Here is a 13,347-nt window from a genome sequence, read left to right on the forward strand (position 1 = left end):
CTGCGCTGGCGATGCCGGGCCGCTTGCGGCACTATTGCGCCCCCGTTTCACCACCGAGTCCGAAAACGATGAAATTCATCCATCAACGCGAGCATCTGGAAGAGGGCGATCTGGTGGTCATCCAGTGTTCGCAGCCCTGCAACATCCGCCTGATGAACGATGCCAACTTTCGTGCCTTCAGGAACCGTGGCCGTCACAGTTACCACGGCGGCGCCTTCATCAAGTTCCCAGCGAAGATCCGCGTGCCCTCCAGTGGTTTCTGGAACATCACGCTGGATACCGTCAGCCGTCGTGCAGTGAGCGTGACGCGCAAGCCGCAGATGGAGTACAGCATCAAGATCGTCCGTCGCCCGGGCGCTTGATGCTTGCCGCTGCAGGTGAAGAAAAAAGCTAAACGCTGACAGCCAGGCCGAGGTCACAACTCGTGAACCTCGAAAAAGGAGAGTCAGTATGCTGAAGTTTCTGGGCGGTACCGTCGGTATCATTTTCATCATCGGCCTGATCGTGGTGGTGGGATTGCTCTCACTGATCTTCTAGCCAATGAATGGCCCCGCTGCATGCAGCGGGGCTGATCGTATTCAGAGCCGCTTGCGCTGGTTGCCCTGGTGCTGCTCGCAAGTCATGAAGCCCTTGCTGTCGACCCGGCCGTTGACGTCGAAGTCCACGTAATAGGGCTGTTCCAGGCCGTCGACATTCAACACGTAGTTGTTGCAGGTGCCGCCTGTGACACTGTTGCGCACGTCCGAAGAGGGAGGCCCACCAAGGGTGCGTACCTGCTCCTGAGTCATGCCGTGGTCGACCTGCTTGACCAATGGCTCATTGCGGAAGGTCACGTAATCGGCCGGGTTCTCGAAGGTCGAGCAACCGCTCACCGCGGCCGCTACGGCCAGTACTGCAAGGCTGTGCTTGTACATGTCATCGCTCCGTCGATTGAGCCGAAATGGCTCGACAGGTTTTGGAGCCGCGCCCATGCATGAGAGTTCGAGCTTTTCGATGATCGGCGCGAGTCGCGCCTGGTTCGTGCTGCATGAATGAAAAGAGCCCGCGATTGCGGGCTCTTTGGCATCAGTCGTCGTAGCCCAGGTTGGGCATCAGCCAGCGTTCGCTGACGGCGACGTCCTGCCCCTTGCGCTTGCTGTACTGCTCGATCTGATCCTTGTCGACCTTGCCCACGGCGAAGTACTGCGCCTCTGGGTGGGCGAAGTACCAGCCGGACACCGCTGCCGCCGGGAACATGGCGTAGTGCTCGGTGAGAAACACGCCGCTGCGGCCCGCCTTGTTGTAGTCAGCCTCGGGGTCGAGCAGCTTGAACAGCGTGGCCTTCTCGGTGTGATCCGGGCAGGCCGGATATCCGGGGGCAGGGCGGATGCCCTTGTACTGCTCGCGGATCAGCGCTTCGTTGTCCAGCTGTTCATCCCTGGCATAACCCCAGTAGTCCTTGCGCACACGCTCGTGCAGCCATTCGGCGCAGGCTTCAGCCAGGCGGTCGGCCAGCGCTTTGACCATGATCGAGTTGTAATCGTCGCCCTTGGCCTCGTAGGCCTTGGCCACTTCCTCGGCACCGATGCCAGCGGTGGTGATGAAGCCGCCGACATAGTCGGTTACGCCGCTTTCCTTCGGCGCGACGAAGTCGGCCAGCGACAGGTTCGGCTTGCCTTCGGGCTTGATGCTCTGCTGGCGCAGGTGATGCAGGGTGGCCAGGGGCTTGCCGTCGTCACCGTAGACTTCGATGTCGTCATGGGCGACCTGGTTGGCTGGCCAGAAGCCGAACACCGCGCGGGCCTTGATCAGTTTCTCGTCGATGAGCTTCTTCAGCATCGCCTGGGCGTCGTCGAACAACGCGGTGGCGGCTTCGCCAACCACTTCGTCGGTGAGGATGCGCGGATACTTGCCAGCCAGGTCCCAGGAGATGAAGAAGGGCGTCCAGTCGATGTACTCGGCCAGCGTCGCCAGGTCGATATCGTCCAGCACCTTGGCACCGATAAAGCTCGGTTTGGGTGCGACGTAGCCGTTCCAGTCGAAGGCCGGCTTGTTGGCGATGGCGTCTGCATAGCCCAGGCGCTCGGTACGCGAGGCGCGGGCCGAGGTACGCTCGCGCACTACCACGTATTCCTCGCGGGTCTTGCGCACGAAGTCGGCCTTCAACTCCTTGGATAACAACTGGGTGGCCACGCCCACGGCGCGCGAAGCGTCTGTCACGTAGACCACCGCGTCGTTGCTGTACTGCGGGTCGATCTTCACCGCGGTATGAGCCTTGGAGGTGGTGGCGCCGCCGATCATCAATGGCAGGTTGAAGCCCTGACGCTGCATTTCCTTGGCGACATGCACCATCTCGTCCAGCGACGGGGTGATCAGGCCGGACAGGCCAATGATGTCGCACTTCTCGGCGATGGCGGTCTGCAGGATCTTCTCCGCTGGCACCATCACGCCGAGGTCGACGATGTCGTAGCCGTTACAGCCCAGCACCACACCGACGATGTTCTTGCCGATATCGTGTACGTCGCCCTTGACCGTGGCCATAAGGATCTTGCCCTTGGCCTCCGGCTTGTCGCCTTTCTCCGCTTCGATGAAGGGAATCAGGTGGGCAACGGCCTGCTTCATAACGCGAGCAGACTTGACCACCTGGGGCAGGAACATCTTGCCCGAGCCGAACAGGTCACCAACCACGTTCATGCCGCTCATCAGCGGGCCTTCGATGACCTCGATGGGGCGCGCGCACTGCTGGCGGCACTCCTCGGTGTCCTCGACGATAAAGGCAGTGATGCCCTTGACCAGGGCGTGCTCCAGGCGCTTGTCTACCGGCAGCGAGCGCCACTCTTCGTTTTCGACTTCCTTGGCGGCGCCGTCGCCCTTGTATTGGTCGGCGATGGCGAGCAGGGCGTCGGTGCCGCCGGGTGTGCGGTTGAGCACCACATCCTCGACCTTGTCGCGCAGCTCCTTGGGAATCTCGTCGTAGATTTCCAGTTGGCCAGCGTTGACGATGCCCATGGTCAGGCCGTTCTGGATCGCGTAGTAGAGAAATACCGAGTGGATCGCCTCGCGTACCGGGTTGTTGCCGCGGAAGGAGAACGACACGTTGGACACGCCGCCTGAGCTCAGCGCATAGGGCAGGTTGTCGCGAATGAAGGCGCAGGCTTCGATGAAGTCCACGGCGTAGTTGTTGTGTTCCTCGATGCCGGTGGCGACGGCGAAGATGTTCGGGTCGAAGATGATGTCTTCCGGCGGGAAGCCCACTTCGTTGACCAGGATATCGTAGCTGCGCTGGCAGATTTCCTTCTTGCGCGCGGCGGTATCGGCTTGGCCGACCTCGTCGAAGGCCATTACCACCACGGCGGCGCCATAGCGCTTGCACAGCTTGGCGTGGTGCTTGAACTGCTCGACGCCTTCCTTCATCGAGATGGAGTTGACGATGCCCTTGCCCTGGATGCACTTCAGGCCGGCCTCGATCACTTCCCATTTCGAGGAGTCGATCATGATCGGCACGCGCGAGATGTCCGGCTCACCGGCGATCAGGTTGAGGAACCTGACCATGGCCGCCTTGGAGTCGAGCATCCCTTCGTCCATGTTGATGTCGATCACCTGGGCGCCGGCTTCCACCTGCTGCAGGGCGACTTCCAGTGCCTCGGTGTAGTTCTCCTCGCGGATCAGCCGGGCGAACTTGGCCGAGCCAGTGATATTGGTACGCTCGCCGACGTTAACGAACAGCGAGTTGCGGTCGATGGTGAAGGGCTCGAGGCCCGACAGGCGGCAGGCCTTGGGAATCTCTGGAATGGCGCGGGGTTGGTACTTGGCGACCGCCTCGGCAATGGCCTGGATATGCCCCGGCGTGGTGCCGCAGCAACCGCCAATGATGTTGAGAAAGCCGCTGGCAGCGAACTCTTCGACCACCGCGGCCATCTCGGCAGGCGATTCGTCGTACTCGCCGAAGGCGTTGGGCAGGCCGGCGTTGGGGTGCGCAGAGACGTGGGTGTCGGCCTTGTTGGACAGTTCTTCCAGATACGGGCGCAGGTCTTTGGCGCCAAGGGCGCAGTTCAGACCGACGGAAATCGGCTTGGCGTGGCGCACCGAGTTCCAGAACGCCTCGGTGGTCTGGCCGGACAGGGTACGGCCGGAGGCGTCGGTGATTGTGCCGGAAATCATGATCGGCAACTCGACGCCGTCTTCGTCGAACACTTGCTGCACGGCGAAGATCGCCGCCTTGGCGTTGAGGGTGTCGAAGATAGTCTCGATCAGGATCAGGTCGGCGCCACCTGCGATCAGGCCGCGAGTGGCCTCGGTGTAGTTATCTACCAGTTCATCGAAGGTAACGTTGCGGTAGCCGGGATCGTTGACGTCAGGGGAAATCGAGCAGGTGCGGCTGGTCGGGCCAAGCACGCCGGCGACGAAGCGCGGGCGATCCGGGGTTTCCAGGGTCTTGGCGTCGGCCACTTCACGGGCTACACGGGCACCCGCGACGTTCAGCTCATAGGCCAGGCCTTCCATGCCGTAGTCGGCCTGGGATACCTGGGTGGCATTGAAGGTATTGGTTTCCAGAATGTCGGCGCCGGCATCCAGATAGGCCTTCTCGATGGCAGCGATGATCTGCGGCTGGCTGAGCAACAACAGGTCGTTGTTGCCTTTTACATCGCTCGGCCAGTCGGCGAAGCGCTCGCCGCGGTAGTCGGCCTCTTCCAGCTTGTAGCTCTGGATCATGGTGCCCATGCCGCCATCGAGGATCAGGATGCGCTCCTTCAGGGCTTGCTGGAGGGCTTGGAGGCGGGCGCTGCGATCGGACATGAGAACTACCTGAGCAAAGCGTAAACAAAGGTGGGCGATGATAGCAAAGCTGCAGGGTTCTGGAGCACCAGTGGGCTTTTCATGAATTTCATTCATGTTGCTGGGGGCGCCGTCTCGTTAGAATTGCCAGCATCGCACTCAAGGACGTGGTCATGCTCAAGCCTGCTGCTCTGTTTCTTCTTTCTTTCGCAGCTGGCCTGGCCCGTGCGGAAGCGATTTCCTATATCGATGACGTCCAACCGATCCTCACCCACAAATGCGTGGCCTGCCATACCTGCTATGACGCGCCGTGTCAGCTCAATCTCGGTAGCGGTGAGGGCATTGCGCGCGGCGCCAGCAAGCAACTGGTGTACGACGGTACGCGCAGCAAGGCGCAAGCGACCACACGGCTTTATCTGGACGCACATGGCGAGGCAGCCTGGCGCCAGCGCGACTTTCATTCCGTGCTCGATGGCGGGAACGACCAGGCTGCGCTGATCAAGCGCATGCTGGAGCTGGGTCGTAGCCAACCGATCGAGCCCAATGCCAAGCTCCCTGACAATCTCGACATTGCCATCACCCGCAGCAACAGCTGCCCATTGCCGGGCGAGTTCGCTGCCTATGCGCAGAAGAATCCCCATGGCGGCATGCCGTTCGCCGTGACGGGGCTGAACGATGACGAGTACGCCACCCTGGAACAGTGGCTGGCCCAGGGTGCACCGGTCGCCGAACAGGCGCTCAAACCCAGTGCAATCGAGTTGCGCCAGGTGGAGGATTGGGAAAGCTTCATGAATGCGCCCGGTGCGCGGCAGGATCTGGTGTCGCGCTGGCTCTACGAGCACCTGTTCCTCGCGCATTTGCATTTCGAGGGCGGTGAGCCTGGGCACTTCTTCCAGATGGTCCGTTCGCGTACCCCCAGCGGCAAACCTATCGATCCTATCGCCACGCGCCGCCCCAACGACGATCCGGGCACCGAGTTCTACTACCGGCTATGGCCGATCCAGGGCGTGATCGTGCACAAGACGCATATCACCTATCCGTTGGATGACGCCAAGCTGGCGCGGGTCAAGGAGCTGTTCTTCGGCGAAGACTGGGCGCTGGACGCTGTGCCGGGTTACGGCGCACAACGTCGCGCCAACCCCTTCGAAACCTTCGCCGCGATTCCGGCGCGTGCGCGCTATCAGTTCATGCTGGATAACGCCGAGTATTTCGTGCGTACCTTCATCCGTGGTCCGGTGTGCCGCGGGCAGATCGCCACTGACGTGATTCGCGACAACTTCTGGGCCGTGTTCCAGGCGCCGGAGCACGATCTCTACATCACCGATGCCAATTACCAGCGCGAGGCCACGCCGCTGTTGGCCATGCCCGGCCAGTTCGACGATATCGGCGATCTGTTGGGCCTGTGGCGCAACTATCGCGACAAGCGCAACGATTACGAGAACCTGCGCAAGGACGCTTACGCCGACGCACCTCCTGCGGACTGGGCGCATATTTGGAGCGGCAATGACAACGCGCTGCTGTCGATCTTCCGCCAGCACGACAGTGCCTCGGTGCGCAAAGGCCTGCTCGGGGAAATTCCGCAGACCCTCTGGTGGATGGATTACCCGCTGCTGGAGCGTACCTACTACCAGTTGGTGGTCAACTTCGACGTGTTCGGCAACGTTTCGCACCAGGCGCAGACGCGGTTGTATTTCGATCTGATCCGCAATGGCGCCGAGGTGAACTTCCTGCGCCTGCTGCCGGCGCGCTCACGTGAGGCTTACCTGGATGACTGGTATCAGAACAGCGGCAAGTTGAAGATGCTGCTGGACTACACCTCGGTCGATCATCGTTCACCGAGCGCCATTGGCCTGAGCGGTGACGATCCGAAGAAACAGTTCGCCGAACAGCTGCTGCGGCGCTACGCCAAGCTCAATGCACGTCCTGACCCGATCAACCGCTGCACGGGCGCGCAATGTTATCGCGACGGTTTGCCCAGGGAGCTGCAAGATGTCGAGCAGACGTTGGCGCGCCTGGCCAGTCGTCCGGCGGGCGGATTGCGGGTGATCGATCAACTGCCAGAAGCGACGATGTTGCGGGTAGAGCTTAGCGATGGCTCGCGCGAGATCTACAGCCTGCTGCGCAACCGTGCGCACAGCAACGTGGCGTTCATGCTGGGAGAGGAGCTGCGCTATCAACCGCGCCTGGACACCCTGACCATCTACCCGGAAGTGCTGAGCAGCTACCCGAATTTCCTGTTCACGGTCGAAGCGGGGGAGGTGGATACCTTCGTCAAGCAGATGGAAGGTGTTAGCGACGCAAAATCCTTCGAGCAAATCGTCGAGCGCTGGGGTGTACGGCGCAGTCATCCCGAGTTCTGGCGCTATTTTCACGATCTCGCCGAGCATATTCGCGAAACCCAGCCGTTGGAGACAGGCGTGCTGGATATGAACCGCTATCAGAACCTCTAAACGCACCGGAGCGCACGTGAAGTGCGCTCCAGATCGCTTGTTACATGGCAGCTATGGCTGCGATCAATTCCTACTAATTTAGTTGGGCTTTAACCGGGCGGCGCTCTGGCGTACACTGCGCCCATGTTCGCGAGGAGTTGCCATGAGCGCCATCATCATTACCCAAGCTGCCGAAGATTACCTGGCCGAGCTGCTGAGCAAGCAGGACACCCCGGGTATCGGCATCCGAGTTTTCATCACCCAGCCAGGTACGCCTTACGCGGAAACCTGCATTGCCTACTGCAAGCCGGGTGAGCAGAAGCCTGAAGACACCGCCGTTGGCCTGGCCAGTTTCACCGCCTGGATCGATGGCATCAGTGAGCCTTTCCTGGAAGACGCAGTCGTCGACTACGCCACCGATCGCATGGGCGGCCAGCTGACCATCAAGGCGCCGAACGCCAAGGTGCCGATGGTCAACGAAGACAGTCCACTCAACGAACGCATCAACTACTACCTGCAGACCGAGATCAATCCCGGCCTGGCCAGCCATGGCGGCCAGGTGACGCTGATCGACGTGGTCGAAGAGGGCATTGCCGTGCTGCAGTTCGGCGGTGGTTGCCAGGGTTGTGGCCAAGCCGATTACACCCTCAAGGAAGGCATCGAGAAGACCTTGCTCGAGCGCATTCCTGAACTCAAGGGGGTGCGTGACGTGACCGACCACAGCAATCGCGAGAACGCCTACTACTGATAAGCGTCTTGCACATGAAAAAGGGGCGACTGGAGTCGCCCCTTTTTCATGTCAGGCCTTGAGTACGCGTTTGCTGGAGGCGGGGAAGCGTTCGAGCTTTTCGGCCGGGCGAATCGGGCGCTTCACCAGTTCACCACCGCAGTTCGGGCAGCGTAGCGCCAGGACGGATTCGGCGCAGGAGCGGCAGAAGGTGCACTCGAAGGAGCAGATCAGGGCATCAACACTGGACGCAGGCAGATCGCAGTCGCAGTTCTCGCAGTTGGGGCGCAGTTCAAGCATGGCGCTAGGCTCGGCACAGTGGGTGATCGCAGCAGTCTGCAGTCGCTGGCGGCCAGGCGCAACGGGCAAATCTGGGGGCGCGCAAGGCGCCCCGGCGGGGTTTATTCCGGCATGCTCCAAGGCGCCAGGTCAAAACCTTGGCTGCGCAGCTCATCACGGGAGCGCTGCAGTGCGTCTTCCAGCTGTTGCGGGTCACTGTAAGTGGCGCTGGACAGCTGGGTGCGGCCGAGCAGGCGGGTGTTGGTGCGGTCGATGACGCTGATGCTGACGACGCCGGTGCCGTCCTGCGGAGCCCAGGCCACGCACTGGAACGGGCGGAAGGCGCGATCGGCAATCAGCAGGGCTTCGTTGAAACGCAGCGGTGTGTTCATGGGGTCGGCTTCTCCGAGTTGTTCCCAACAATCAATGGCGGCCAACAGGTTATTGATGTTGGCCTTTCAATGTTGTTGATGAACTCAGCAGACCCATAAGTCACACATGGCTGAAAAAAGTTTTATTACCGGTGTAGTGTGCCTTGATAAAAACTTCTGGCGTCTCGCCGGCTACAACTCTCTACTGCGAAAGTTCCACCTCTGTTTCTTGCGCAACTGGCTGCGGCGCAGCGTTAGCGGGGGCTGGGGCGTTGCGCTGATGGCGATAGGCGCTTACCGCCTCATATACCGACTTGCGCAAACGGTTTATGCCACCGATAGGCCGGTGTTCGGGAAGTGCATGCCAGGGGTTGAAGGACAAATTGTCGCAGAACAGGTTTTGTTCACGGCTATCGAAGTCCTGCGGGTGTACGGTAATACGTGCAACGCTCTCGAAGGGCGATATCTTTTCACTCCATTCGACTGTCGGATCTTCGATGGGCATGTAGTACTGCGCGTTCTGCTTTTGCACCTGAAGTTCAAAACAGGCCGGCGCACGGTCCAGTGACAACTGCTGGTAGAGCGCATTACGCAGGAAGTTGGGCAGGTCGGTGTTTTGTTCCGGCAGCTCGTAGGGTGGGCAATTCTGTGGGGCCGGCACCACGCGGTACTTGATGTTCAACTCGCCGAGCTTGAACGGCGCGATGGAGTTGTAGGTAGTGGCCACGGGGCTTTCTGGCGCCGGAGCCAGGGTCTTCAGGGCGATGATCAGGTGGCGTGCCTCCCAGGTGCGCGGATCCCAGCTGGGGAAGAACGCCAGGGCCTTCTTGCCATCGGCCTGGGCGGCGAAGTTGGTACGGTACTCAGCCACGTCGCGAACGAAGAAGGCTGGATGGTTGAACATCACGAAATCCTGTTCGCCAGCATGCGCCGAGCTCTTCATGAGTTTCTCGCCAGGTACGTCGAGCAGTTTGATGGCCATGCCGCGCGCATCGCGAGCACGGTCGAACTGCGGGTAGGCATTGCCGTTGGACAGGCGCATCCAAGCCTGCCAGGTGTGGCCCGGCTCGGCGAACACACCCTGGCGCAGGCTCTCATCGAGATCGTCCAGCACCTGGACTTCGGCCTTGACGCAACCATGGGCCTTGGCATGCGCATCGCGCAGCACGCGGGTATTGTCGCGGTGCTGCTCGACGATACGTACCGCGTCTTCGATGATCAATCTGGTGAGCGCGGCCTCATCCGGCGCGATCTGTTCTTGCGTGGAAACCGGGCCGGAGAATTTCCAGGCGTAATAGGCTTCACCCAGGCCCCAGCCAACCAGGCCTACAAGGGCGACGGTGAGCAGCAGTTTGCCGAGCAGGCGACCGAGCCAGAGCCAAAAGCGTTTCAACATCGTTGCAATCCTTGTTCTAGATATCGGTTGAAATCAGCCTTCGCAGTTCGGGCCGGGCGTCCAGGCTTGTACCGGCACGTCACTGAGCTGAGTTTCCAGATCGGCATTACCCAGCACTTTCAGGTATTCGATCAGCGCCAGGCGTTCGTCGGGTGACAAGGCGCGCCCGATGACGCCCTCCTGACGGCAGCCATCGCGGAACTCATGGCCACCATTGCCATTGCCGGTAACGCGGGTATCGAGCAGGAAGCCCCCCGGGAACTTGTCGCTGCGATAGCCCACGCGTACCGGGTCGAATTCGAAATTACCGACCCAGAACTGGGCCTGCCGCTCGTATACGGGAGAGAGCAACTCGAACAGATTGGGTACCGAACCGTTGTGCAGGAAGGGTGGGGTGGCCCAGATGCCGTCGAGTGGGCGGGCCTTGTAGCCGCGCTTTTCCTGGACGCCGATAGGCAGGCCATAGCCGTCCATTTCCTTGCGCTGGCGTGGCCCGATGCCGGCGTCCTGATAGGCGCGGTTTTCCACGTAAGCGGTGATATAGGCCAGGCCCTTGGCGCTGGAAATGCTCTTGAAATCGACCTCATCGAGGCTGGAGCCGAACAACTTCACATCCAGGCGCGACAGCTCAGCCTTGGTCCAGCCCAGGCGACTGATATCGAAACGATGATCAGCGATGTTGTCGGCGGTAGTCGGGTCGGTGCCGACGATGCTGATCGGTACGACGCGCATCTTCCACTCAGGGTCGCGCGAAGGAGCCAGGCGCTGGTCGCGCGGCTTGGGATCGGGGGCATGGCAATAGGCGCAATTCTCGGTGTAGAGCGCCTTGCCACGGCTGGCCAGCGGCAGATCCACCTTGCCGAATACAGCCTCTGGCCACTTGGGTGGCTGCAGCCGTTTCAAGGTTTCCTCCAGGGTGTAGAGGTCATGCAGGCGCACGCTGGAGGCATAGCGATCAGCCTCGGCGACGCCTTTGCCGTGTTCGTCGAGCAGATGCAGGCTGGCACCGACGCCAAGGGCTTCGCCAACGTTGCGCGCCATCGGCTGCATGGCCGAGCCATTCCATTGCACCCAGTCGAATTTCCAGATGTCCCAGAGTTGCGGGTAGCTGACCGGGGCATTGGCGACGCGGTAGTTGGCGTCATCCAGCACATCGCCGAACACGGTATTGGCGATACGACCGAATGCATCGGTACGGCCAAAGCCTTCTTCGGTCGGATACAGGCCGCGGTGCCAGTCGTTGAAAGCCGTAGCCAGCAGCCGGTCGAGCACTTGCTTGAAGTCCTCGCGCAGTTGGTCACGGCCTTGCGGGTATTGATCACCCAGGACTTCCTGGGCGAAACGACGGAATTTCAGCGGGTTGTAATAGGTGAAGGCCATGCTCATGCCTAGCGCCTGGCCAAAACCGCCGCCGCGCAGGGTGGGTACGGTGGAGGCCAGCGAGTGCAGGGCAGCACCGCCGTCGATACGCACGGCCTGGCCTTTGTAGCGCAGCTCGCCGGTATGGCAGGCGGCGCAACTGATATCGAGAAAGTGCTCGCCGCTTTCGTTGTCCTGGTGACGGGTAAAACCGACAGGCAGATTGCCGGGATTCAGAGCGCTTGGCTGCTGCTTGGGATCGGTGAGAAAGCCGAAGCGGGCCAGATAATCGAGGCGGGCGAATTTCTCGGTACCGAATGGCATTTCCAGCGCGCTGAACCAGTCATAGCGCAGGCCTTTAACCGTGGTGCCCTGCGGCGTGTAGTAATAGGTCTGGCGCTGCTCTTCGCTCCACTGGTCCAGATAGTGCAAATCTCTGGGCTGCTGATAGGTCGGCAGGTTGGGGTTGGCGACGTAATACAGCGCCACCGCCAGGCCGATAAGCGCCAGCAAGATGAAAATTTTAAGGGTACGGCGGAGCAGACGCATCAGAGACTTCCTTGTAGCGTTCTTATTAATCGGTCTGTTATGCCAATACTGCAGACTATTGGCAAGGTGCCATCCCCTTGATCATGAAAACTCTGCAATAACCAGTAGGAACAATGCATATAGAGAAATGATCCATGAAGCGTCAAAGTTCTTGCTAGCTTTACGTTTGCGAGCGCCAAATTGTTGTTTTTATTGGAATTACAAAATAATGGCGCCAAGGATGGAGTATGTTGGAGGCTGTTTCCGTCGCATCCCGGCAATTACTGATGCTCGATCCTTTCGATGCATGCGAAGCGCTGCTTCAACCATTGCAGGCCGCTGGCTGGTCGGTGCAGCACTGCACGCCAGAAACGCTCAATGGCCATGCAGGTGACGCACTCTTGTTGTACCTCGATCAGCGACCGAGTCATGCATTGCTCAAACAGCTGCAACTGACGGGACTGGGTTGCATCGTGCTGGCGGATGCCGAGCGATTGAGGCAGGTCGGCAGCGAAGAGCTGGCCGGCGAATGGTGTTTCGCCGCGCTGACATTGCCGGGGGAAATGCCCCGCTTACTGGAGACCTTGCAACAGGCGCAGGCAGTCACTCGCTTGCGCAGATTGAAAAGCGGACGACAACTGCCGCAGTTCTTGGGTAATTGCGGTGCAGCGCGCAGTCTGCGTCGGCAGCTGGATCGCCTGAGTCGTATCGATGGGCCGCTGCTGGTCAGCGGGGAACGTGGTAGTGGCAAACATCTTCTGGCCCGCTTGCTCCATCAGCGCTCATCCTTTGCAGCCCAGGCCATGCGCGCTATCGACTGCGCCGAGCCTCTCGACGAGGGCGCTCTCGCCGCATCGAGCGTTACCAGCGTACTGCTCGAAAACGCCTCCCTGCTTTCTGCGGCTGACCAGCAAAGGTTGCTGGACTACCTGCAGCGCCATCCTCAAACACATCTATTGACCCTGGACCGAGGCGAGTTGGCGCAGGCAGTCCAGCAGGGACGTTTCAGACGGGATCTATTTCATCAATTGGCGGCGCAACGGCTGCAAACGCCGAATCTGCGCGAACATCCAGGCGACCTGTCGCTGCTGGCCGAGCATTTCGCCAAACAGCACGGGGCGATGATCGGGCGGCATCATCGGCGTTTCAGTGAAGAAGCGATCGACGCCATGATCAGCCATACCTGGCCAGGCAATGTGCGCGAGCTGCGCAATCGCGTGATACGCGCACTGGTGCTGGCTCAAGGGCGACAGATTCTTGCAGCCGACCTTGGCTTGCGCCCGGCACAGGCCAGCATCGACGCCCCGGTAACGCTGGAAGACTACATACTGCGGGCCGAACGGCAGGCGCTGAACGACGTCCTGGGCCGCTACGCCAACAACATGAGCCAGGCGGCGCGGACGCTCGGGGTGTCTCGGCCAACCTTCTATCGCTTGCTGCACAAGCATCGTCTGCGCTGAGACTCATGGCTGTAACGCTTGAGAAACACTGCTAAGGTGCTCG

General features: G+C 60.6%; 11 protein-coding genes. 5 read left to right on the forward strand and 6 right to left on the reverse strand.

The annotated features are described in order from the left end of the window. Positions 1 to 68 precede the first annotated feature (68 nt). Both JWV26_RS21970 and JWV26_RS24665 read left to right on the forward strand, forming a co-directional pair. A complete protein-coding gene (locus tag JWV26_RS21970) occupies positions 69 to 362 on the forward strand; it encodes a DUF1883 domain-containing protein (RefSeq protein WP_003460213.1) in 294 nt (97 codons plus the stop codon). A gap of 88 nt (positions 363 to 450) precedes the next feature. Further along, complete coding sequence (locus JWV26_RS24665; RefSeq protein WP_442873392.1) at positions 451 to 537, forward strand: small membrane protein YohP; 87 nt, start codon at positions 451 to 453, stop codon at positions 535 to 537. A gap of 41 nt (positions 538 to 578) precedes the next feature. Here JWV26_RS24665 and osmE read toward each other — a convergent pair whose 3' ends face one another. Together osmE and metH are read right to left on the reverse strand one after the other, a co-directional pair. Next, positions 579 to 914, reverse strand: a complete 336-nt coding sequence (osmE, locus tag JWV26_RS21975; RefSeq protein ID WP_072424036.1) for an osmotically-inducible lipoprotein OsmE — start codon at positions 912 to 914, stop codon at positions 579 to 581. Positions 915 to 1,065: 151 nt separating this feature from the next. Continuing rightward, positions 1,066 to 4,776, reverse strand: coding sequence for a methionine synthase (gene metH, locus JWV26_RS21980; protein WP_206417825.1), 3,711 nt, complete (start codon positions 4,774 to 4,776; stop codon positions 1,066 to 1,068). Between the two features lie 152 nt (positions 4,777 to 4,928). On the opposite strand from metH, the gene JWV26_RS21985 reads away from it, so the two are divergent. Together JWV26_RS21985 and nfuA are read left to right on the forward strand one after the other, a co-directional pair. Next, the gene (locus tag JWV26_RS21985; protein ID WP_093052638.1) at positions 4,929 to 7,205 is read left to right on the forward strand and encodes a fatty acid cis/trans isomerase; all 2,277 of its coding nucleotides are present in this window, start codon (positions 4,929 to 4,931) and stop codon (positions 7,203 to 7,205) included. 142 nt (positions 7,206 to 7,347) lie between these two features. Further along, positions 7,348 to 7,932 carry a Fe-S biogenesis protein NfuA gene (gene nfuA / locus JWV26_RS21990; RefSeq protein WP_072424033.1) on the forward strand — a complete coding sequence of 195 codons (585 nt, stop codon included), beginning with the start codon at positions 7,348 to 7,350 and terminating at the stop codon, positions 7,930 to 7,932. A gap of 51 nt (positions 7,933 to 7,983) precedes the next feature. Here nfuA and JWV26_RS21995 read toward each other — a convergent pair whose 3' ends face one another. The 4 genes from JWV26_RS21995 to JWV26_RS22010 form a co-directional block, all read right to left on the reverse strand. Next, the gene (locus JWV26_RS21995) at positions 7,984 to 8,211 is read right to left on the reverse strand and encodes a DUF1272 domain-containing protein (protein WP_072424032.1); all 228 of its coding nucleotides are present in this window, start codon (positions 8,209 to 8,211) and stop codon (positions 7,984 to 7,986) included. Between the two features lie 101 nt (positions 8,212 to 8,312). Then, the gene (locus JWV26_RS22000; RefSeq protein ID WP_003460201.1) at positions 8,313 to 8,582 is read right to left on the reverse strand and encodes a hypothetical protein; all 270 of its coding nucleotides are present in this window, start codon (positions 8,580 to 8,582) and stop codon (positions 8,313 to 8,315) included. Positions 8,583 to 8,763: 181 nt separating this feature from the next. Beyond that, a complete protein-coding gene (locus tag JWV26_RS22005) occupies positions 8,764 to 9,957 on the reverse strand; it encodes a catalase family protein (RefSeq protein WP_074914998.1) in 1,194 nt (397 codons plus the stop codon). Positions 9,958 to 9,990: 33 nt separating this feature from the next. Beyond that, positions 9,991 to 11,865, reverse strand: a complete 1,875-nt coding sequence (locus tag JWV26_RS22010) for a di-heme-cytochrome C peroxidase (protein ID WP_093052641.1) — start codon at positions 11,863 to 11,865, stop codon at positions 9,991 to 9,993. A 266-nt stretch (positions 11,866 to 12,131) separates the two neighbouring features. On the opposite strand from JWV26_RS22010, the gene JWV26_RS22015 reads away from it, so the two are divergent. Further along, complete coding sequence (locus tag JWV26_RS22015; protein WP_241201240.1) at positions 12,132 to 13,304, forward strand: sigma-54-dependent transcriptional regulator; 1,173 nt, start codon at positions 12,132 to 12,134, stop codon at positions 13,302 to 13,304. The last annotated feature ends 43 nt before the right edge of the window (positions 13,305 to 13,347 follow it).

Source organism: Ectopseudomonas toyotomiensis (assembly GCF_017167985.1).
GTDB lineage: Bacteria > Pseudomonadota > Gammaproteobacteria > Pseudomonadales > Pseudomonadaceae > Aquipseudomonas > Aquipseudomonas toyotomiensis.

Excerpts from the sequence above, each read along its gene's own strand:
- JWV26_RS22000 (WP_003460201.1), bottom strand. The coding sequence starts at position 8,582 with ATGAACACACCGCTGCGTTTCAACGAAGCCCTGCTGATTGCCGATCGC.
- JWV26_RS21995 (WP_072424032.1), bottom strand. The coding sequence starts at position 8,211 with ATGCTTGAACTGCGCCCCAACTGCGAGAACTGCGACTGCGATCTGCCT.
- JWV26_RS22010 (WP_093052641.1), bottom strand. The coding sequence starts at position 11,865 with ATGCGTCTGCTCCGCCGTACCCTTAAAATTTTCATCTTGCTGGCGCTT.
- metH (WP_206417825.1), bottom strand. The coding sequence starts at position 4,776 with ATGTCCGATCGCAGCGCCCGCCTCCAAGCCCTCCAGCAAGCCCTGAAG.
- JWV26_RS22005 (WP_074914998.1), bottom strand. The coding sequence starts at position 9,957 with ATGTTGAAACGCTTTTGGCTCTGGCTCGGTCGCCTGCTCGGCAAACTG.
- nfuA (WP_072424033.1), top strand. The coding sequence starts at position 7,348 with ATGAGCGCCATCATCATTACCCAAGCTGCCGAAGATTACCTGGCCGAG.
- osmE (WP_072424036.1), bottom strand. The coding sequence starts at position 914 with ATGTACAAGCACAGCCTTGCAGTACTGGCCGTAGCGGCCGCGGTGAGC.
- JWV26_RS24665 (WP_442873392.1), top strand. The coding sequence starts at position 451 with ATGCTGAAGTTTCTGGGCGGTACCGTCGGTATCATTTTCATCATCGGC.
- JWV26_RS22015 (WP_241201240.1), top strand. The coding sequence starts at position 12,132 with ATGCTCGATCCTTTCGATGCATGCGAAGCGCTGCTTCAACCATTGCAG.
- JWV26_RS21970 (WP_003460213.1), top strand. The coding sequence starts at position 69 with ATGAAATTCATCCATCAACGCGAGCATCTGGAAGAGGGCGATCTGGTG.
- JWV26_RS21985 (WP_093052638.1), top strand. The coding sequence starts at position 4,929 with ATGCTCAAGCCTGCTGCTCTGTTTCTTCTTTCTTTCGCAGCTGGCCTG.